The sequence below is a fragment of the Streptococcus agalactiae genome, assembly GCF_949788565.1.
In the GTDB taxonomy this organism is placed as follows: domain Bacteria; phylum Bacillota; class Bacilli; order Lactobacillales; family Streptococcaceae; genus Streptococcus; species Streptococcus agalactiae.
The window spans coordinates 1,587,791-1,608,715 of the sequence record NZ_OX460931.1 but is presented as its reverse complement, the minus strand read 5'-3'; the positions used below and the strand labels follow the sequence as shown (position 1 = coordinate 1,608,715).

18 protein-coding genes are annotated in these 20,925 nt (G+C 36.0%); 15 read left to right on the top strand and 3 right to left on the bottom strand.

From position 1 onward, the window contains the following. Nucleotides 1-23 precede the first annotated feature (23 nt). The 10 genes from scrK to aroE all read left to right on the top strand — a co-directional run bounded on the left by scrK (nucleotide 24) and on the right by aroE (nucleotide 13,128). A complete protein-coding gene (gene scrK / locus QOR44_RS08235) occupies nucleotides 24-905 on the top strand; it encodes a fructokinase ScrK (protein ID WP_000164274.1) in 882 nt (293 codons plus the stop codon). A gap of 117 nt (nucleotides 906-1,022) precedes the next feature. Continuing rightward, complete coding sequence (gene manA, locus QOR44_RS08230) at nucleotides 1,023-1,970, top strand: mannose-6-phosphate isomerase, class I (RefSeq protein WP_001294259.1); 948 nt, start codon at nucleotides 1,023-1,025, stop codon at nucleotides 1,968-1,970. Between the two features lie 108 nt (nucleotides 1,971-2,078). Continuing rightward, the gene (gene secA, locus QOR44_RS08225) at nucleotides 2,079-4,607 is read left to right on the top strand and encodes a preprotein translocase subunit SecA (RefSeq protein WP_001284141.1); all 2,529 of its coding nucleotides are present in this window, start codon (nucleotides 2,079-2,081) and stop codon (nucleotides 4,605-4,607) included. A gap of 125 nt (nucleotides 4,608-4,732) precedes the next feature. After that, nucleotides 4,733-5,740, top strand: a complete 1,008-nt coding sequence (locus tag QOR44_RS08220) for a 3-deoxy-7-phosphoheptulonate synthase (protein WP_000505727.1) — start codon at nucleotides 4,733-4,735, stop codon at nucleotides 5,738-5,740. A 24-nt stretch (nucleotides 5,741-5,764) separates the two neighbouring features. Continuing rightward, nucleotides 5,765-6,124: a holo-ACP synthase gene (gene acpS, locus QOR44_RS08215; protein ID WP_000635015.1), complete on the top strand. Its 360-nt coding sequence runs from the start codon at nucleotides 5,765-5,767 to the stop codon at nucleotides 6,122-6,124. After that, nucleotides 6,121-7,221, top strand: coding sequence for an alanine racemase (alr, locus tag QOR44_RS08210; RefSeq protein WP_000625945.1), 1,101 nt, complete (start codon nucleotides 6,121-6,123; stop codon nucleotides 7,219-7,221). Before acpS ends, alr begins: the two co-directional genes overlap by 4 nt. A 92-nt stretch (nucleotides 7,222-7,313) precedes the next feature. Then, nucleotides 7,314-8,852: a CHAP domain-containing protein gene (locus tag QOR44_RS08205; protein ID WP_283572693.1), complete on the top strand. Its 1,539-nt coding sequence runs from the start codon at nucleotides 7,314-7,316 to the stop codon at nucleotides 8,850-8,852. A gap of 79 nt (nucleotides 8,853-8,931) precedes the next feature. Then, a complete protein-coding gene (recG, locus tag QOR44_RS08200) occupies nucleotides 8,932-10,947 on the top strand; it encodes an ATP-dependent DNA helicase RecG (protein WP_000926639.1) in 2,016 nt (671 codons plus the stop codon). Nucleotides 10,948-11,237: 290 nt separating this feature from the next. Beyond that, nucleotides 11,238-12,152 carry an aldo/keto reductase gene (locus QOR44_RS08195; protein ID WP_000939993.1) on the top strand — a complete coding sequence of 305 codons (915 nt, stop codon included), beginning with the start codon at nucleotides 11,238-11,240 and terminating at the stop codon, nucleotides 12,150-12,152. Nucleotides 12,153-12,249: 97 nt separating this feature from the next. Further along, on the top strand, nucleotides 12,250-13,128 hold the full coding sequence (aroE, locus tag QOR44_RS08190; protein WP_001086866.1) for a shikimate dehydrogenase: 879 nt from the start codon (nucleotides 12,250-12,252) through the stop codon (nucleotides 13,126-13,128). A 34-nt stretch (nucleotides 13,129-13,162) separates the two neighbouring features. Here aroE and QOR44_RS08185 read toward each other — a convergent pair whose 3' ends face one another. Further along, nucleotides 13,163-14,125, bottom strand: a complete 963-nt coding sequence (locus QOR44_RS08185; RefSeq protein ID WP_000723063.1) for an asparaginase — start codon at nucleotides 14,123-14,125, stop codon at nucleotides 13,163-13,165. Nucleotides 14,126-14,193: 68 nt separating this feature from the next. Here QOR44_RS08185 and QOR44_RS08180 point away from each other — a divergent pair, with 68 nt between their 5' ends. After that, nucleotides 14,194-15,576, top strand: a complete 1,383-nt coding sequence (locus tag QOR44_RS08180) for an HAD-IIB family hydrolase (RefSeq protein ID WP_283572692.1) — start codon at nucleotides 14,194-14,196, stop codon at nucleotides 15,574-15,576. 55 nt (nucleotides 15,577-15,631) lie between these two features. On the opposite strand, the gene QOR44_RS08175 is transcribed toward QOR44_RS08180, so the two are convergent. Beyond that, entirely contained in the window at nucleotides 15,632-16,084 is a 453-nt protein-coding gene (locus tag QOR44_RS08175) for a universal stress protein (protein WP_000080032.1), read from the bottom strand. Nucleotides 16,085-16,350: 266 nt separating this feature from the next. Between QOR44_RS08175 and QOR44_RS08170 the strand changes: the two genes are divergently transcribed. The 3 genes from QOR44_RS08170 to QOR44_RS08160 all read left to right on the top strand — a co-directional run bounded on the left by QOR44_RS08170 (nucleotide 16,351) and on the right by QOR44_RS08160 (nucleotide 19,088). Next, nucleotides 16,351-17,562 (top strand): pyridoxal phosphate-dependent aminotransferase, encoded by a 1,212-nt coding sequence (locus QOR44_RS08170; RefSeq protein ID WP_000688106.1) that lies wholly within the window; start codon nucleotides 16,351-16,353, stop codon nucleotides 17,560-17,562. 125 nt (nucleotides 17,563-17,687) lie between these two features. After that, nucleotides 17,688-18,473, top strand: a complete 786-nt coding sequence (codY, locus tag QOR44_RS08165) for a GTP-sensing pleiotropic transcriptional regulator CodY (protein ID WP_001133183.1) — start codon at nucleotides 17,688-17,690, stop codon at nucleotides 18,471-18,473. Nucleotides 18,474-18,539: 66 nt separating this feature from the next. Further along, the gene (locus tag QOR44_RS08160) at nucleotides 18,540-19,088 is read left to right on the top strand and encodes a cysteine hydrolase family protein (RefSeq protein ID WP_000158742.1); all 549 of its coding nucleotides are present in this window, start codon (nucleotides 18,540-18,542) and stop codon (nucleotides 19,086-19,088) included. Between the two features lie 46 nt (nucleotides 19,089-19,134). On the opposite strand, the gene QOR44_RS08155 is transcribed toward QOR44_RS08160, so the two are convergent. Further along, nucleotides 19,135-20,115, bottom strand: coding sequence for a 3-hydroxyacyl-CoA dehydrogenase (locus QOR44_RS08155; protein WP_256365589.1), 981 nt, complete (start codon nucleotides 20,113-20,115; stop codon nucleotides 19,135-19,137). Between the two features lie 173 nt (nucleotides 20,116-20,288). On the opposite strand from QOR44_RS08155, the gene ccpN reads away from it, so the two are divergent. Then, complete coding sequence (gene ccpN / locus QOR44_RS08150; protein WP_011074751.1) at nucleotides 20,289-20,918, top strand: transcriptional regulator CcpN; 630 nt, start codon at nucleotides 20,289-20,291, stop codon at nucleotides 20,916-20,918. Nucleotides 20,919-20,925 lie beyond the last annotated feature (7 nt).

Genomic DNA, 20,925 nt, shown 5'->3' with positions numbered 1-20,925 from the left:
AGAGATTATAGATAGGAAAAAAGATGACAAAGTTATATGGTAGTATTGAAGCAGGTGGGACAAAGTTTGTTTGTGCAGTTGGTGATGAGGAATTAAAAGTTGTAGAAAAAATGCAATTTCCAACAACGACGCCTCAAGAAACGATTAAAAAGACTGTTGATTTCTTTAAAAGATTTGAAAAGAAGTTAGAGGCAGTTGCTATTGGTTCTTTTGGCCCCATTGATATTGATAAAAAATCAAAGACATACGGTTATATCACAACGACCCCAAAGTTACATTGGGCTAATGTTGATTTACTCGGCTTAATTTCTAAAGATTTCAATGTTCCATTTTATTTCACAACAGATGTTAATAGCTCTGCCTATGGTGAAGTTATAGCTCGTAACAATATTGATTCACTTGTTTATTACACCATTGGTACAGGAATTGGTGCAGGAGCTATACAAAAGGGTGAATTTATAGGAGGAACTGGTCATACTGAAGCAGGTCATACTTATATGGCGATGCATCCGCAGGACCAAGCAAATGATTTTAAAGGTATCTGTCCGTTTCATAATAGCTGTTTAGAAGGTTTGGCATCTGGTCCAACTCTAGAAGCTAGGACTGGTATTCGTGGTGAATTGATTGAAGAAAATTCAATGGTTTGGGATGTTCAAGCCTATTATATTGCTCAGGCTGCGATGCAAGCAACTGTATTATATCGTCCACAAGTCATTGTATTTGGTGGAGGCGTCATGGCACAAGAACACATGTTAAGACGTGTTCGCCAGACATTTGCAACTTTATTAAATGGGTATTTACCAGTTCCCGATTTGTCTGATTATATTGTGACACCAGCTATAGAAGAAAATGGTTCTGCAACGTTAGGAAATTTTGCTTTAGCAAAGAAGATATCAAAAGGTTAATAAAACCCTTAAGTCACTACTTAGTTTAGTGAGCAAATAAAAGATTAAAAAAAGTAAGCGATATGATGGATAAAATGCTATAATAGGCTTGAATTTTACAAAAGATAGGGGATTCTTATGTCGGAACCATTATTTTTAGAAGCAAGCATGCACGATAAAATCTGGGGTGGAACAAAGTTAAGAGATGAATTTGGCTATGATATTCCAAGTGAAACAACAGGAGAATATTGGGCTATTTCAGCTCATCCTAACGGTGTCTCAAGAGTTAAGAATGGTCGCTTTAAAGGTTGTTTTTTAGATAAGCTGTATCAAGGTGAAAAAAGCTTATTTGGCAACCCTGATGATACTGTCTTTCCTTTACTAACTAAAATCTTAGATGCTAATGACTGGCTTAGTGTACAGGTACATCCGGATGATGCTTATGCTCTTAAACATGAAGGTGAACTTGGTAAAACAGAATGTTGGTATATTATTTCTGCTGATGAAGGATCTGAAATTATCTATGGTCATAATGCTAAAACTAAAGAAGAACTTCGCCAAATGATTGAATCTGGAGATTGGGAACATCTTTTAACCCGAATTCCTGTTAAATCAGGGGATTTTTACTACGTTCCAAGTGGGACAATGCATGCTATAGGTAAAGGGATATTAATTTTAGAAACACAGCAATCTAGTGATACTACTTATCGTGTTTATGATTTTGATCGTCCAGATGCTTTAGGAAAATTACGTGATTTACACATTGAACAATCAATAGATGTTCTTACGATTGGTAAACCTGCCAATACTGTTCCTGCCAATATGAAGTTAAAACATCTATCTTCAACTTTATTAGTTTCAAATGATTTCTTTACAGTTTATAAATGGGAAATTTCTGGTGTTACCAACTTTAAACAATTTGCACCCTACCTTTTGGTTAGTGTCTTAGACGGAGCGGGTCACATTACAGTAGATAACAAAGTTTATACACTTAAAAAAGGTGACCACTTTATCTTGCCAAATGACGTTGTCAAATGGGATATTGATGGACAGTTAGAAATTATAGCAAGTCATGTTAAAAAATAATGAGAGTGGGGATACCACTCTTTTTAATCTCGATTAAAACGACCATTTATTGAAAGACAACATTATTTATGGTAAAATGTGGTGATAAGAGTATCGAAAGGAATTAGAATGGCAAATATTCTACGCACTGTTATTGAAAATGACAAGGGTGAATTAAAAAAATTAGATAAAATAGCTAAGAAAGTTGACTCTTACGCAGATCATATGGCTGCGTTATCAGATGAAGCTTTACAAGCAAAAACTCCAGAATTTAAAGAACGTTATCAAAATGGTGAAACTTTAGATCAATTGTTACCGGAAGCGTTTGCGGTAGTTCGTGAAGCTTCTAAACGTGTATTAGGTTTATACCCATACCATGTCCAAATTATGGGGGGGATCGTTCTTCACCATGGTGATATTCCAGAAATGCGTACTGGTGAGGGAAAAACTTTAACAGCGACAATGCCTGTTTATCTAAATGCTATCTCAGGATTAGGTGTTCATGTTATTACTGTTAATGAGTACTTATCAACACGTGATGCGACCGAAATGGGTGAGGTTTATAGTTGGCTTGGATTATCTGTAGGGATTAACTTAGCAGCTAAGTCACCATTTGAAAAACGCGAAGCTTACAATTGTGATATCACATACTCAACTAACGCAGAAGTCGGATTTGACTACCTCCGAGACAATATGGTTGTTCGCCAAGAAGATATGGTGCAACGCCCACTCAACTATGCTTTGGTTGATGAGGTTGACTCTGTATTAATCGATGAAGCTAGGACGCCATTGATTGTTTCAGGTCCTGTAAGCTCTGAGATGAACCAACTGTATACACGTGCGGATATGTTTGTAAAAACGCTTAATAGCGATGATTATATCATTGATGTTCCAACAAAAACAATTGGTTTATCAGATACAGGTATTGACAAGGCTGAAAACTATTTCCATCTAAATAACTTGTATGATCTCGAAAATGTTGCCTTAACTCACTACATTGATAACGCTCTTCGAGCTAACTATATTATGTTGTTAAATATTGATTATGTGGTTAGTGAAGAACAAGAGATTTTAATTGTGGACCAATTTACCGGTCGTACGATGGAAGGACGTCGTTTCTCAGATGGCTTACACCAAGCTATTGAAGCAAAAGAGTCAGTGCCAATCCAAGAAGAATCAAAAACGAGCGCTTCAATTACTTACCAAAATATGTTCCGTATGTACCATAAATTAGCAGGAATGACTGGTACTGGTAAGACTGAGGAAGAAGAGTTTCGTGAAATTTATAATATGCGCGTTATTCCTATCCCAACAAATCGTCCTGTTCAACGTATAGATCATTCAGATCTACTTTATCCAACTCTTGACTCTAAATTTAGAGCGGTGGTAGCAGATGTCAAAGAACGTTATGAACAAGGACAACCTGTACTGGTTGGTACAGTAGCTGTTGAAACGTCAGACTTAATTTCTAGAAAATTAGTTGCTGCTGGAGTACCACATGAAGTTTTGAATGCTAAAAATCACTTTAAAGAAGCTCAAATCATTATGAACGCTGGGCAACGTGGTGCTGTTACAATCGCAACCAACATGGCTGGTCGTGGTACTGATATCAAGCTTGGTGAAGGGGTTCGTGAACTTGGTGGTTTATGTGTTATTGGTACAGAGCGTCATGAAAGCCGTCGTATCGATAACCAGCTTCGTGGTCGTTCAGGTCGTCAAGGAGATCCGGGTGAGTCACAATTCTACCTTTCGTTAGAAGATGATTTGATGCGTCGCTTTGGTACGGATCGTATTAAAGTGGTTCTTGAGCGAATGAATTTAGCTGAAGATGATACAGTTATTAAATCAAAAATGTTGACACGACAAGTTGAATCAGCTCAACGCCGCGTTGAAGGTAATAACTATGACACACGTAAACAAGTCTTGCAATACGATGATGTTATGCGTGAACAACGTGAGATTATTTATGCTAACCGTAGAGAAGTGATTACTGCTGAGCGTGATTTAGGACCAGAGCTCAAAGGGATGATTAAACGTACAATTAAAAGAGCAGTTGATGCACATAGCAGAAGCGATAAAAATACTGCAGCAGAAGCTATTGTTAATTTTGCAAGATCTGCGTTATTAGATGAAGAAGCTATCACAGTTTCAGAACTTCGTGGTCTAAAAGAGGCTGAAATTAAAGAACTTCTTTATGAACGTGCCTTAGCTGTTTATGAGCAACAAATTGCTAAATTAAAAGATCCAGAAGCTATTATCGAATTCCAAAAAGTCTTAATCTTGATGGTAGTGGATAATCAATGGACAGAGCATATTGATGCCTTAGATCAATTACGTAACTCTGTTGGACTTCGTGGTTATGCTCAAAATAACCCAATCGTTGAGTATCAATCAGAAGGTTTCCGTATGTTCCAAGATATGATTGGTTCGATTGAGTTTGATGTGACACGTACATTGATGAAAGCTCAAATTCATGAACAAGAGCGTGAACGTGCTTCTCAACATGCTACGACAACAGCAGAGCAAAATATCTCGGCACAACATGTACCTATGAATAATGAATCACCAGAATACCAAGGGATTAAACGTAATGATAAATGTCCTTGTGGCTCTGGCATGAAGTTTAAAAATTGTCATGGTCTGAGATGTTTACAATAACAATGATTTTAAAATAAAAATAAAACAGTCTGAGAAGACTGTTTTATCATTACTTGTCTAATAGTATGACGACTATATTGTATAGCAGAGCTTATTAATAGACTTAGGTTGTATTAGGAAAAAACATGGGATTTCATCAGTTAAGTGATAAAGTTAATATTGAAATATTGAAGCAGAAAACTAGCTTAGATCTAGAAGTTAGCCAAAAAAAATTAGCTAAAGAAGAAGAGTTAAAAAATATCATAAAAGGTGAGGATCAGCGGTTTCTAGTAATAGTAGGTCCTTGTTCTGCGGATAATCCAAAAGCGGTGCTAACTTATGCAAAGCGTTTAGCTAAATTGGAAGCTGCCTTTAAAGATAAAATGTTTTTGGTCATGAGAGTTTATACCGCTAAGCCAAGAACGAATGGTGATGGTTATAAAGGCTTAGTTCACCATTCTGACAAACTAGGAGCTTTTTTTCAAGCACGTAAGATGCACTATGATATCATCAGAGAGACTGGACTCCTGACAGCTGATGAATTACTTTATCCAGAGATGCTATCAGTGATGGATGATTTAGTTTCTTACTATGCTATTGGTGCGCGTTCAGTGGAAGATCAGGGTCACCGTTTTATATCTTCAGGTATAGATGCACCAGTAGGTATGAAAAATCCAACGTCTGGTAATTTAAGAGTCATGTTTAATGCGGTCTATGCAGCACAAAATCAACAGGAATTATTCTATCAAAATAAGCAAGTTAGAACAGATGGTAATTTGCTATCACATATTATTTTGAGAGGATATCATAATGCCGACTATCGAAGTATCCCTAATTATCATTATGAAAACCTTTTAGAAACTATTACTCATTATGAAGAGACTGATTTGCAAAATCCCTTTATTGTTGTTGATACAAATCATGACAATTCAGGTAAGCAATTTTTAGAACAAATTCGCATTGTGAAATCAGTACTTGCAGACCGACAGTGGCATACTAAAATTAGAAACTATGTTCGTGGTTTTTTGATAGAATCTTATTTAGAAGATGGAAGACAAGATAAACCAGACGTTTTTGGTAAGTCTATCACAGATCCATGTCTAGGTTGGGATAAAACAGAAATGCTAATTAGAGATATTTACAATAGTTTGTAAGTATCGAACTTATAGGAGTTACACATGATTGTTGGACACGGAATTGATTTACAAGAGATAGAGGCGATTACCAAAGCATATGAGCGTAATCAACGTTTTGCAGAACGCGTTTTGACCGAACAAGAATTGCTTCTTTTTAAAGGAATTTCCAATCCCAAGCGTCAGATGTCTTTTTTAACAGGGCGATGGGCAGCAAAAGAGGCTTATAGCAAAGCACTTGGAACAGGAATTGGGAAAGTTAATTTTCATGATATCGAAATTTTATCGGATGATAAAGGAGCGCCTTTGATTACAAAAGAACCGTTTAATGGGAAATCTTTTGTTTCAATATCTCATAGTGGTAATTATGCACAAGCTAGTGTTATTTTGGAGGAAGAAAAATGATTTCAAGTTATCATAGACCAACCAGAGCCTTGATAGATTTAGAGGCGATTGCAAATAACGTTAAATCTGTACAAGAGCACATTCCAAGTGATAAAAAAACATTTGCTGTAGTTAAGGCTAATGCTTATGGGCATGGTGCTGTTGAAGTTTCAAAATACATTGAGTCTGTTGTAGATGGTTTTTGTGTATCCAATTTAGATGAGGCTATTGAGCTACGTCAAGCAGGAATTGTAAAAATGATATTGGTATTGGGTGTTGTTATGCCTGAGCAGGTTATACTAGCCAAAAATGAAAATATTACTCTAACAGTTGCTAGCTTGGAGTGGTTACGTTTATGTCAGACATCAGCAGTAGATTTATCTGGTCTAGAAGTACATATCAAAGTTGATAGTGGAATGGGACGTATAGGTGTTCGCCAGTTAGATGAAGGAAATAAGATAATTTCTGAATTGGGGGAAAGTGGTGCCTCTGTCAAGGGGATTTTCACTCATTTTGCAACAGCTGATGAAGCCGATAACTGTAAATTCAATCAACAACTTACTTTTTTTAAAGACTTTATTTTAGGATTAGATAATTGTCCGGACCTTGTTCATGCTAGTAATTCTGCTACAAGCCTTTGGCATAGTGAGACAATTTTTAATGCCGTTAGATTGGGTGTTGTTATGTACGGCTTAAATCCAAGTGGGACTGATTTAGATTTACCTTACCCTATAAAACCTGCTTTAAGTTTAGAGTCTGAGCTAGTACATGTTAAACAACTACACGATGGTTCTCAAGTTGGCTATGGCGCAACCTATCAAGTTACTGGAGACGAATTTGTTGGAACAGTACCGATTGGCTACGCTGATGGATGGACACGAGATATGCAAGGATTTTCAGTTATAGTAGATGGAGAACTTTGTGAAATTATTGGGCGTGTCTCGATGGATCAAATGACTATCCGTTTACCTCAAAAATATACTATTGGAACCAAAGTAACCTTGATTGGTCAACAAGGTAGTTGTAACATTACAACTACGGACGTCGCTCAAAAAAGACAGACGATTAATTATGAAGTACTTTGTCTTTTAAGCGATCGTATTCCGAGATATTATTAAAAACAAATGACACAGTAGTTAACTGTTTTAAAAAATTTAAAAATATGTTAGACTAATCAGTGACAATTTTTATAGAAGGAAATCATTAGTATATGTCAAAACAAAAAGTAATGGCAACTTTGTTGTTATCCACTTTAGTCTTATCGCTATCATCACCTATAGTGACCTTAGCAGAAACTATTAATCCAGAAACAAGCCTGACAATGGCAACAGCATCAACAGAAAGTTCTTCTGAAGCAGAGAAACAGGAAAAAACACAACCTACAGATTCAGAAACTGCTTCACCTTCAGCCGAAGGAAGTATCTCAACAGAAAAAACAGAGGTTGGTACGACAGAGACATCATCAAGCAATGAATCATCATCAAGTTCATCACATCAATCTTCTTCCAAGGAAGATGCTAAAACATCTGATTCTGCTTCAACAGCATCTACTCCTAGCACTAATACTACAAACAGTAGTCAAGCAGACAGTAAGCCAGGTCAATCAACAAAGACTGAATTAAAACCTGAGCCTACCTTACCATTAGTAGAGCCTAAAATAACTCCCGCTCCGTCTCAGATAGAAAGTGTTCAGACAAATCAGAATGCTTCTGTTCCTGCTTTATCCTTTGATGATAACTTATTATCAACACCGATTTCACCAGTGACAGCAACGCCATTCTACGTAGAACACTGGTCTGGTCAGGATGCCTACTCTCACTATTTGTTGTCACATCGTTACGGTATCAAAGCTGAACAATTAGATGGGTACTTAAAATCTTTAGGGATTCAATATGATTCTAATCGTATCAATGGTGCTAAGTTATTACAATGGGAAAAAGATAGTGGTTTAGATGTCCGTGCTATTGTAGCTATTGCTGTCCTTGAAAGTTCATTGGGAACTCAAGGAGTGGCTAAGATGCCAGGTGCTAATATGTTTGGTTATGGTGCCTTTGATCATGACTCTAGCCATGCTAGTGCTTATAATGATGAAGAAGCAATTATGTTGTTGACAAAAAATACAATTATTAAAAACAACAACTCTAGCTTTGAAATCCAAGATTTGAAAGCACAGAAATTATCTTCTGGACAACTTAATACAGTTACTGAGGGTGGTGTTTATTATACAGATAACTCTGGAACTGGTAAACGTCGTGCCCAGATTATGGAAGATTTAGACCGCTGGATTGATCAACATGGAGGGACACCAGAAATTCCTGCTGCCTTGAAAGCTTTATCGACAGCAAGTTTAGCAGATTTACCAAGTGGTTTTAGCTTATCAACAGCAGTTAACACAGCTAGCTATATTGCATCAACTTATCCATGGGGTGAATGTACATGGTATGTCTTTAATCGCGCTAAAGAGTTAGGTTATACATTTGATCCATTTATGGGTAATGGTGGAGATTGGCAACATAAGGCTGGTTTTGAAACAACACATTCACCAAAAGTAGGCTATGCTGTATCATTTTCACCAGGACAAGCTGGTGCTGATGGCACTTACGGTCACGTAGCTATTGTTGAAGAAGTTAAAAAAGATGGTTCAGTTCTCATTTCAGAATCTAATGCAATGGGACGTGGTATTGTCTCTTACCGTACTTTTAGTTCAGCACAAGCTGTACAATTAACTTATGTTATTGGCCATAAATAATTAGACATAATAAAGGCGCTCTTGAGGCGCCTTTTTGGTGATCTTTTAGTATAATAAAAGATATTAGAAGGAGAATCTTATGCTATTACAATCACCAATTTCTAATCTTAAGGGATTTGGACCAAAATCAGCAGAAAAATTTCAGAAATTAGATATTTATACAGTAGAAGATTTACTTCTTTATTATCCGTTTCGCTATGAAGATTTTAAATCAAAATCTGTTTTTGATTTAGTGGATGGTGAAAAAGCAGTCATTACAGGCTTAGTCGTTACTCCAGCTAATGTACAATATTATGGTTTTAAACGTAACCGTTTAAGTTTCAAATTGCGTCAAGGGGAAGCTGTCTTAAATGTTAGTTTTTTTAATCAACCCTATTTAGCTGATAAAATAGAACTTGGTCAAGAGGTAGCTGTCTTTGGTAAATGGGATGCAACTAAATCAGCTATTACTGGGATGAAGGTTTTAGCTCAAGTTGAAGATGACATGCAACCTGTTTATCGCGTATCTCAGGGAATTTCACAGTCTACTTTGATTAAAGCTATTAAGTCAGCTTTTGAAATCAATGCGCATTTGGAATTGAAGGAAAATTTACCAGCTACTTTATTGGGAAAATACCGATTGATGGGTCGTAGTCAGGCTTGTTTAGCCATGCATTTCCCAAAAGATATCACAGAGTATAAGCAAGCGCTCCGTCGGATTAAATTTGAAGAATTATTTTACTTTCAAATGAACCTTCAAGTTTTGAAAGCCGAAAATAAATCTGAAACAAATGGTTTGCCTATTCTTTATAGTAAATATGCTATGGAGACAAAGATTTCCTCTTTACCTTTTATTCTAACGAATGCTCAAAAGCGCTCTTTAGATGAAATATTATCTGATATGTCATCGGGAGCTCATATGAATCGTTTATTGCAAGGAGATGTAGGATCAGGAAAGACAGTCATTGCTGGTCTATCAATGTATGCAGCTTATACAGCAGGTTTTCAATCGGCTTTGATGGTCCCAACGGAAATCCTAGCTGAACAACACTACATTAGTCTGCAAGAATTATTTCCAGATTTATCAATTGCTATATTAACTTCGGGTATGAAAGCAACTGTCAAGCGTACGGTTTTAGCAGCTATTGCAAATGGCTCGGTTGATATGATTGTAGGAACTCATGCTCTTATCCAGGACTCGGTACAGTACCATAAACTGGGGCTTGTAATTACAGACGAGCAACATCGTTTTGGTGTTAAACAGCGTAGAATTTTCCGTGAAAAGGGAGAAAATCCTGATGTTTTAATGATGACAGCCACCCCAATTCCCCGAACTCTAGCAATCACAGCTTTTGGAGAAATGGATGTTTCTATTATTGATGAATTACCTGCCGGTCGTAAACCTATTATTACACGCTGGGTGAAGCACGAGCAGATAGGTGCTGTGTTGGAATGGGTAAAAGGTGAATTGCAAAAAGATGCTCAAGTGTATGTCATTTCACCGTTGATTGAAGAATCAGAAGCTTTAGATTTAAAGAATGCAGTAGCATTGCATGCTGAATTATCTACTTATTTTGAAGGAATTGCTAAGGTTGCTCTTGTACATGGACGTATGAAAAATGATGAAAAAGATGCTATAATGCAAGATTTCAAGGATAAAAAAAGTCATATTTTAGTATCCACAACAGTTATTGAAGTAGGGGTAAATGTCCCAAATGCAACGATCATGATTATTATGGATGCCGATCGTTTTGGATTAAGCCAGCTACATCAACTTCGTGGGCGTGTTGGTCGTGGATATAAACAATCATACGCTGTTTTAGTGGCTAATCCCAAAACTGATTCGGGGAAAAAACGAATGACAATCATGACAGAAACGACAGATGGTTTCGTTTTGGCTGAGTCGGATTTAAAAATGCGTGGTTCTGGTGAAATCTTTGGTACTCGTCAGTCTGGAATTCCAGAATTTCAAGTAGCTGATATCGTTGAGGATTATCCTATTTTAGAAGAAGCCAGACGTGTTGCTAGTGATATTGTCAAAGATAATAATTGGAAAGAAAATACAGAATGGGCACTTATTCTAGATAATTTACGCCAACATTCAGATTTTGATTAAGCTTCTACTAAGGCTGTGCTAAGCTCAGTTTAAGCTTGATGTCATATGATATTCCTATCACAGAAGTGGAGGTATGTTATGACAATAACGATTACTGTAATTTATAATAGTACTTTTCAGAATAGATTTTTCTTACCGACTTATTTAGTCAATAATGAGTATCAGAAAAAAAGTTGAGTTAAATTTACTCAGCTTTTTGCATTTGTAATAGTAAGCCTTTTCATAGAAATTTTGTTATAATGAATTGATTAATCTTTCTGTTAATACAAACAGATTAGAATGGGGTGCATATGTTACAAAACATTGGACAAACAGGTATTCAAGCAACTCGAATTGCTTTAGGTTGTATGAGAATGAGTGACTTGGAAGGAAAACAAGCTGAAGAAGTAGTTGGAACAGCATTAGATTTGGGTATTAATTTTTTTGATCATGCTGATATTTATGGGGGAGGGCTATCTGAATTACGCTTTCGAGATGCAATCAAACATTTAAATGTCAATCGTGACAAAATGATCATTCAATCTAAATGTGGGATACGAGAAGGTTACTTTGATTTTTCTAAAGAGTATATTTTATCATCAGTAGATGGTATTTTAGAAAGATTAGGGACAGAATATTTAGATTTTCTCATTCTTCATCGTCCAGATGTATTAGTTGAGCCTGAAGAAGTAGCTGAAGCATTTACCAAACTAAGGGCAGAAGGTAAAGTAAAACACTTTGGTGTTAGCAATCAAAACCGGTTTCAAATGGAGTTGTTACAATCCTACCTTGACGAGCCCTTAGCAGTGAATCAACTTCAGTTATCGCCAGCACATACACCAATGTTTGATGCAGGGTTAAATGTTAACATGTTAAATAAAGCTTCAATTGAACATGATGATGGCATTGTTGATTATTGTCGTCTTAAAAGAGTTACCATTCAAGCTTGGTCTCCATTTCAAATTGATTTATCTCGTGGTTTATTTGTTAATCATCCGGATTATAAGGAATTAAATGAAACCATAGCTAAACTGGCAAAAAACTACAATGTTAGCAGCGAAGCTATTGTGATTGCATGGATTTTACGTCATCCTGCCAAAATACAGGCGATTGTTGGTTCAATGAATCCATCTCGTTTAAAGGCAATTGATAAGGCTAATGATATCGCTTTAACCCGTGAAGAATGGTATGATATTTACCGTAGTGCAGGTAATATATTGCCTTAAACTAAGGGAGAGAGTATAAATTACATACTCTCTTTTTAATTGAGTCAGTTTTTGGTAAAATGAACTGAAATAAATTGTTAAGAAAGAAGATTATACAATGAATTCATTAAATGGGGAAACTTTACTAACTGGTCTAATTGCCAATCCTGCACGCCATTCTCTATCCCCGTTAATGTGGAATACCTCTTTTCAAGAAAAAAACATGAATTATGCCTATCTGACATTTGAAGTAGAAGAGGGTAAATTAACAGAAGCTGTTCGAGGTGTCAGGGCATTGGGTATTCGTGGTGTTAATGTTTCAATGCCATTTAAACAGAGTGTTATCCCTTTGCTAGATGATTTATCTCCTCAAGCTAAATTAGTGGGTGCTGTAAATACTATCGTTAATCAAGGTGGAACCGGACGTTTAGTAGGCCATATGACAGATGGCATTGGTTGTTTTAAAGCTTTAGCAGCTCAAGGTTTCAGTGCTAAAAATAAAATAGTTACAATAGCTGGTATTGGTGGTTCAGGTAAAGCAGTTGCAGTTCAAGCAGCTATGGAGGGAGTTGCGGAAATTAGATTATTTAATCGTAACAGCTCAAATTACGATAAGGTCATTGACTTATCAGATAAAATTAAAAAACAGTTTCAAATAAAGGTAGTCGTTGATTATCTAGAAAATAAGACAGCATTTAAAGACGCTATTAGAACTAGTCATTTTTATATTGATGCTACTAGTTTAGGAATGAGGCCATTAGATAATTATAGTTTAATTAACGATCCAGAAATTTTAACACCCAATTTAGTAGTTGTCGACTTGGTTTACAAGCCTAAAGAAACAGCATTGTTGCGATTTGTTAGACAAAATGGAGTGAAACATGCTTATAATGGTCTAGGGATGCTGATTTATCAAGGAGCAGAAGCGTTTCAATTAATAACGAATCAAGAAATGCCTATTAGCAGTGTTGAGAGAGTATTACAAACTGAAAATTAATAAAAAACTCTAGAAATATTTCTAGAGTTTTTTATCAACCTTCAATATAGTCTTTTAGATTTTGCCCTGTGAGACCTGCATTGAGTGCAATGAGTAATTTGAGTCTGGCTTTGGGAGCGTTTAGTTCTTTAACAAACATGACACCAGATTCTTGTAATCTTGCTCCGCCACCTTCATATCCGTAAACCGGCTCAGCAATACCGTTAAAACAGCGAGACACTAGAACAACAGGGACACCTTGCTCAATTAATTCTTCGATTTCTTGTGCAGCTTTTGGGGGCATATTCCCTGCACCGAGTGCTTCAATAACTAATCCGCTAATATTTTGAGAATTTAAAAAGCTAATGATACCACTATCACCCATGCCAGCATATGCTTTCACGATAGGAACAGTTCCTGTAATTTTATCTAAATCAAAACGAACTCTCTCTTCAGTTGCTTTAAAGAAAAGCAGGTCTTGTTTCATAATAATCCCAAGGGGCCCATGTGTAGGGGTTTGGAAGGTCGAAACGTTTGTTGTATGTGTTTTTGTGACATATTTAGCAGCATGTATCTCATCATTCATGACAACTAGCACCCCCTTGTCGGCAGCTTTAGTACTATTAGCGACACGGAGGGCTGATAGGTAATTATAAACGCCATCGCTACCAAGTTCATTTGTGCTTCTCATAGCACCGGTAATGATGATTGGGATTTTAGGGAGTATCATTGTATCTAAAAAATATGCTGTTTCTTCTAAGGTGTCAGTCCCATGCGTAATGACAACACCATCAAAATTACTGGCATGTTGTTTCAGATAGTGATAGATATCAAGCATATGATGAGGGGTGATTTGGGGACTGGGAAGATTTAGAAAATCTACAACAGTCAAATCAAGGTCATCTAATGATAAATCAACGTATTTCATTGGGTTATCGACGCTGGACATGACCTGTCCCTTCTCGTTAGCATTCATGGAAATCGTTCCACCTGTGTGTAGAACAAGGATTTTTTTCATTGATTTTATACTTCTTTCAAGTTGTGATATAATTTATTTTATCATAAAAAAGAGGGGATGTTGACCCAGTGGCAATTAAGGCAGTATTTTTTGATATTGATGGTACACTTCTTAATGATCGTAAGAATGTACAAAAGTCAACAATTAAAGCAATTCGAAATTTGAAAGACCAAGGAATACTAGTCGGTTTAGCAACGGGGCGAGGTCCTAGTTTTGTACAACCTTTTTTAGAAAACCTTGGTTTAGATTTTGCTGTAACCTATAATGGTCAATATATCTATAGTAGAAGTGAAATTATTTATACCAATCAATTATCTAAGACAACTGTCTATCGTCTGATTCGTTATGCTGGAGCAAGAAGAAGAGAAATTTCATTAGGAACAGCCTCAGGATTACTCGGTTCAGGTATTATTGGTCTAGGAACTAGCCGTTTGGGGCAGATTGTATCTAGCCTTGTTCCGAGAAAATGGGCAAAAGCGATTGAACGAAGCTTTAAGCATTTTATTCGTCGGATTAAACCTCAAAATATTGATAGCCTCATAGTTATCTTACGAGAACCTATTTATCAGGTCGTTTTAGTTGCAACAGAGGGCGAATCAGAGCGAATTCAAAAACAATTTCCTCGTGTTAAATTAACAAGAAGCAGTCCTTACTCAATGGATGTCATTTCTGAAGGGCAGTCAAAAGTTAAGGGAATTGAACGTGTTGGTCAACGCTATGGTTTTGATTTATCAGAAGTGATAGCATTTGGAGATTCTGATAATGATATTGAGATGTTATCTCAAGTTGGCATTGGTGTTGCCATGGGGAACGCTAGTCAGCAAGTGAAAGAAAATGCACGTTATACAACTGCTGACAATAATGATGATGGTATCTCTAAGGCATTAGCCCATTATGGACTTATTCAATTTGAGATTGAAAAAACATTCAGTAGTCGTGACGATAATTTCAATAAAGTAAAATCCTTCCATCTATTAATGGATGGTGAAACTATTGAAACGCCACGCTTATATGACAGTAAGGAAGCTGGTTTCAGGTCAGACTTTAAAGTAGAAGAAATCGTTGAGTTCTTGTATGCTGCTAGTCAAGGTAACCAAAAAGTATTTGACCAATCTATCCGTAATTTACACTTAGCTATTGATAAAGCAAGAGATAAGGTTATTTCTAAAGACCATCCAGAAACACCATTAGTGGGAGAAGTGGATGCCTTAACAGATTTACTTTATCTGACTTATGGCTCCTTTGTTCTTATGGGAGTCGACCCAAAACCTCTTTTTGATACAGTACATGAGGCCAATATGGGTAAAATCTTTCCAGATGGCAAAGCTCATTTTGATCCTGTTACTCATAAAATTTTAAAACCAGACGACTGGGAAGAACATTTCGCTCCTGAGCCATCAATTCGACGTGAATTAGATAGCCAAATTCAGAAATCCTTAAATCGAAAATAAAAATATCCTGAGTTAATATAACTCAGGATATTTTAGAAAGTGAGCGTATTTAAATTTACATTGTCTTATTAGGGTCACGTACAATGAGTAAATCTACTTTAGCGTGACGAAGGATGTATTCTGAGGAAGATCCGATAAGGAAACGTTCAAAGGTATTAAGACCTGTTGCACCAACCATAATCAAGTCTACTTTTTCTTTTTCTGGAATATCATGTGCAAGTAATGTTTTGGGATTACCAAATTCAATGACTTGTCTAACTTTATCTGCTCCTTTTTCACGAGCTTGTTTTTCATATTCCTCAAGGACATCTTTTGCTTCTTTTTCTAATTTTTCATAGATATAAGTATCAAATGTCGCAAAGCTTTGTAGAGCACGTGTATCTATAACATGTGTCAAGATTAATTCAGAATCATTGCGAAGAGCAACGTTAACTGCCTTTTCAAAAGCAAGTTCAGATTCTGTTGATCCATCAATAGCGACAAGGATGCGTTCATATTTTTGTGACATAAGCCTGTCCTCCTCTAAATATAACCAAAAGAGATAACCTCTTGCACTCAACTAGCAATCTTATCAGAAGGAGTGAGTGATGAGTAAGTTAGATATGTTGGTTATTCATTTTATAGCTATATTATAACGTTTTTTCTAGAAAAATGAAAGCGTTTTATGTTAGTTTTCTGAAATAGCTTAATATTAACTTAATCGCTTGATAAACCGCAGTAAATGTTTCAATTTTGAGAATATTTGTTTTATAATGGAAGATACGAGGTATTTTTATGAAGATATTTGATAAATCAATGAAGCTGGAACATGTGGCTTATGATATTAGAGGCCCTGTTTTAGAAGAGGCGGACCGCATGAGGGCAAATGGTGAAAAGATATTGCGGTTAAACACTGGAAATCCAGCTGCCTTTGGCTTCGAAGCGCCAGATGAAGTCATTCGTGATTTAATTACGAATGCGCGTGAATCAGAAGGTTACTCTGATTCGAAAGGTATTTTTTCAGCTCGTAAGGCTGTTATGCAGTATTACCAGTTACAAAACATCCATGTTGACATGGATGATATATACATTGTTAATGGTGTTAGTGAGGGAATCTCTATGTCAATGCAAGCTTTGCTTGATAATGATGACGAGGTTCTAGTTCCAATGCCAGATTACCCGTTATGGACAGCTTGTGTTAGCCTTGCTGGTGGAAATGCTGTGCATTATATTTGTGATGAGGAAGCTAATTGGTATCCTGATATTGATGATATCAAATCAAAAATCACATCCAAAACAAAAGCAATTGTCCTCATTAATCCAAATAATCCAACTGGAGCAGTCTATCCGCGTGAAATTCTGCAAGAGATTGTGGATATCGCTAGACAAAATGACTTGATTATTTTTTCAGATGAGGTTTATGACCGTTTAGTTATGGATGGAATGGAGCATATCCCAATTGCTTCTATTGCAGAGGATATTTTTACAGTTACTTTATCTGGCTTATCTAAATCACATCGCATCTGTGGTTTCCGCGTTGGTTGGATGGTATTGTCTGGTCCGCGACAACATGTTAAAGGTTATATTGAAGGTTTGAATATGTTAGCTAACATGAGGCTGTGTTCAAATGTTCTTGCTCAACAGGTTATTCAAACATCGTTAGGCGGACAGCAATCTATTGATAGTATGTTGTTGCCAGGAGGTCGTATCTACGAGCAACGTAATTATATCCATAAAGCAATTAATGAAATACCCGGTCTATCTGCTGTAAAACCAAATGCTGGGCTGTATCTTTTCCCTAAAATTGATACAGATATGTACCGTATTGATAATGATGAAGAGTTTGTGCTTAATTTCTTAAAACAAGAAAAAGTATTACTAACACACGGTAGAGGATTTAATATGAATACCGCTGACCATTTTAGAATTGTTTACTTACCACGTGTTGATGAATTGGCTGAACTACAAGAAAAAATGGCTCGCTTTTTAAGCCAATACAAGCGCTAGAATGAATTTTTATTAGATAAACATTAAATTAATAATAGAAGTTCTTAAAATGTACTGATATCGATTTGCAAAAGCTAAAATGCTTTGATATAATTGTAACGCAAAACATACAAAGGATGAAGGAAATGCCGAATTTATTAGAAAAAACTAGAAAAATTACATCCATCTTACAGCGTTCCGTAGATAGCTTAGATGCCGAATTACCATATAATACAATGGCGGCTCAATTAGCTGATATTATTGACTGTAACGCATGTATTATTAATGGTGGTGGTAACTTACTTGGCTATGCCATGAAATATAAAACAAACACTGACCGTGTGGAAGAATTTTTTGAAACAAAACAATTCCCAGATTACTATGTTAAATCTGCTAGTCGTGTTTATGATACAGAAGCTAACTTATCAGTAGATAATGATTTGTCAATTTTCCCAGTTGAGACAAAGGAAAACTTCCAAGATGGTATTACAACAATCGCTCCAATTTATGGTGGTGGAATGCGCTTGGGAACATTTATTATCTGGCGTAATGATAAAGAATTTAGCGACGATGATTTGATTTTAGTTGAAATTGCAAGCACCGTTGTTGGTATTCAATTACTTAACCTTCAAACAGAAAATCTAGAAGAAAATATTCGTAAACAAACAGCGGTGACAATGGCTATCAACACTCTATCTTATTCAGAAATGAAAGCTGTAGCTGCTATCTTAGGAGAATTAGATGGACTTGAAGGACGCCTAACGGCATCTGTTATTGCAGACCGTATTGGGATTACACGTTCCGTTATTGTAAATGCTCTTCGTAAATTGGAGTCTGCGGGAATCATTGAGAGTCGCTCACTCGGTATGAAGGGAACATACCTCAAAGTTATTAATGAAGGTATTTTTGACAAATTAAAAGAATATAATTAATCATAGCATGGGACTGGGAGTAGCTTTCAGTTCCTTTTTTGAAATCAAGAGGAGATAAGAAGAAAAATGACAAAAGCACTCATCTCAATAGACTACACATATGATTTTGTGGCAGATGATGGGAAATTAACGGCAGGTAAACCAGCGCAATCTATCGCTTCGGCTATAGCTGACGTTACAGAGAAAGCATACCGGTCAGGGGATTATATTTTTTTTGCGATTGATAATCATGATATTGGAGATGTTTTTCATCCAGAGACCAATCTTTTTCCTGAGCATAATATTAAAGGGACTTCTGGTAGAAAACTATATGGTCCTTTGGGAACTCTATATGAAACTATTAAGGAAGATAGTCGTGTTTTTTGGATAGATAAGCGCCATTATTCTGCCTTTTCTGGCACTGATTTAGATATTCGCCTACGTGAAAGACGAGTAGATACTTTGATATTGACAGGAGTACTGACAGATATTTGTGTATTACACACAGCAATTGATGCTTATAACTTAGGTTATAAAATTGAGGTCCCAGCAGCTGCTGTAGCCAGCTTAAATGATAGTAATCATCAATGGGCTTTAAATCATTTTAAAACTGTTCTTGGTGCAACTATTCTTTAGTTGAATTATAAAAGAGGTTAGATTTTTATCTAACCTCTTTTATAATTTAGTCGTAATCATAAAATCCGTGTCCAGCAGCTTTACCGGTACGTCCTTTATCAATGAATTCTTCTTTAAGCATTTTTGCAAGGTGAGCATGTAAACTATTAGGATCGCTGGTGGTATCTGAATAATTCTTCATGATATTATAAGCGGTATCGATGCCAATAATATCTAAAATTTCTAAAGGTCCCATCGGTGCTCCTGTTCCTAACTTCCAGGTTTTATCAATAGTTTCAGAATCAGAAACCTTATTATAGTACAATGCTAATGCACTCTCTAAGAATGGAACTAGTATTGAATTAAGAATATAACCAGGTTGTTCTTTATGAATATGTAAAGGTACCATACCAATATCTTTTGAGAATGCCAAAGCTTCTTTGACAACCTCGTCGTCAGTTCCCTTATGTCCCATAATTTCAACAATATTATTTTGCCAAATATTGTTAGCGAAATGCATTGCTAAAAATTTGTCAGGCCGTCCTGTTATATCAGCAAACTGACTTGGAACAAGTGTTGAAGAATTTGTTGCAAAGATTGTCTTTGAAGGTGCCACTTTAGCTAATTGTTTGTAAAAATCTTCTTTTATACTAACTGTTTCTGGGACAGCTTCGATTACTAAATCGGCGTCACTTACAGCTTGGTCTAAGTTTTTTGAAAAAGTAATTTGGTTTGGTAAATCAGCAATCAAGTCTAATGAATCGGCAACTTTTGAAAGAAAAATATGGTCTAAGCTAGGCAATAAGTTTTTATTATACTTGATACTTTTAGCTTTATCACTATATGCTTCTTTTGCTGTTTCAATTTCTGATTGATAGACTTTAGCTAATTTTTTGATGCGTTCTTTTCCCTTATTTAAAGCTTCATCGTTAATGTCATAGATGGTGACAGACATTCCTTTGTAAGCTGCTTGAAAGGCGATTTGACTACCTAGAACGCCACTTCCTGCAACAGTGAGATTTTTAATTGTCATATTACAACCTCCGATACTTATATTCGAAAACGTTTTCGAAGAAAGTTTAACAAAAGATATGTCTAAAAGCAAATATATAGTATGATTATTTTTAAAATAGTATCTTTTTTTACTTGATTTCAGTAAAAAAAGATATATAATATAACATATAAAATAAATAGTATACAATATATAAAGAAGGTGATCTTATTCAATTAAATCAAAGGCAAGAAAGAATTATTGATATTATCAAACAGTTTCAGCCCATTACTGGTGAGCTAATAGCTGAGAAATTAGGAGTAACAAGAGCAGCACTAAGGTCTGATTTGGCGGTTTTAAGTATGCTAGGTATCATAGATGCAAAACCTAAGGTTGGTTATTTTTATTTAGGACAGTATCATGCTTCAATAGGGACAAGTCATTTTGAAAAGATGACAGTTTCAGAAATTATGGGGATCCCTCTGACAGTTCATCAAAAAGATTCAGTTTATGATGTTATTGTACATATTTTTATGGAAGATGCTGGTTGTGCTTTTATCTTGGATGATGATGATTTTCTCTGTGGAGTCGTGTCACGTAAAGATTTACTAAAAACCAGTATTGGCGGAGGAGATCTTTCTAAAATGCCAATAGGAATGGTGATGACACGTATGCCACACGTGACAACTGTTTTAGAAAATGAAAGTCTTTTTGCGGCAGCTGATAAATTAGTGAGCAGAAAAGTGGATAGTCTCCCTGTCGTTCGTCATGATAAGCAATATCCCGAAAAATTTAAAGTGATCGGGAAATTATCTAAAACAATCCTCGCTAGTTTGTTTTTAGAAATAAGAGATTATTAGGAGGAAA

Excerpts from the sequence above, each read along its gene's own strand:
- scrK (WP_000164274.1), top strand. The coding sequence starts at position 24 with ATGACAAAGTTATATGGTAGTATTGAAGCAGGTGGGACAAAGTTTGTT.
- manA (WP_001294259.1), top strand. The coding sequence starts at position 1,023 with ATGTCGGAACCATTATTTTTAGAAGCAAGCATGCACGATAAAATCTGG.
- secA (WP_001284141.1), top strand. The coding sequence starts at position 2,079 with ATGGCAAATATTCTACGCACTGTTATTGAAAATGACAAGGGTGAATTA.
- QOR44_RS08220 (WP_000505727.1), top strand. The coding sequence starts at position 4,733 with ATGGGATTTCATCAGTTAAGTGATAAAGTTAATATTGAAATATTGAAG.
- acpS (WP_000635015.1), top strand. The coding sequence starts at position 5,765 with ATGATTGTTGGACACGGAATTGATTTACAAGAGATAGAGGCGATTACC.
- alr (WP_000625945.1), top strand. The coding sequence starts at position 6,121 with ATGATTTCAAGTTATCATAGACCAACCAGAGCCTTGATAGATTTAGAG.
- QOR44_RS08205 (WP_283572693.1), top strand. The coding sequence starts at position 7,314 with ATGTCAAAACAAAAAGTAATGGCAACTTTGTTGTTATCCACTTTAGTC.
- recG (WP_000926639.1), top strand. The coding sequence starts at position 8,932 with ATGCTATTACAATCACCAATTTCTAATCTTAAGGGATTTGGACCAAAA.
- QOR44_RS08195 (WP_000939993.1), top strand. The coding sequence starts at position 11,238 with ATGTTACAAAACATTGGACAAACAGGTATTCAAGCAACTCGAATTGCT.
- aroE (WP_001086866.1), top strand. The coding sequence starts at position 12,250 with ATGAATTCATTAAATGGGGAAACTTTACTAACTGGTCTAATTGCCAAT.
- QOR44_RS08185 (WP_000723063.1), bottom strand. The coding sequence starts at position 14,125 with ATGAAAAAAATCCTTGTTCTACACACAGGTGGAACGATTTCCATGAAT.
- QOR44_RS08175 (WP_000080032.1), bottom strand. The coding sequence starts at position 16,084 with ATGTCACAAAAATATGAACGCATCCTTGTCGCTATTGATGGATCAACA.
- QOR44_RS08170 (WP_000688106.1), top strand. The coding sequence starts at position 16,351 with ATGAAGATATTTGATAAATCAATGAAGCTGGAACATGTGGCTTATGAT.
- codY (WP_001133183.1), top strand. The coding sequence starts at position 17,688 with ATGCCGAATTTATTAGAAAAAACTAGAAAAATTACATCCATCTTACAG.
- QOR44_RS08160 (WP_000158742.1), top strand. The coding sequence starts at position 18,540 with ATGACAAAAGCACTCATCTCAATAGACTACACATATGATTTTGTGGCA.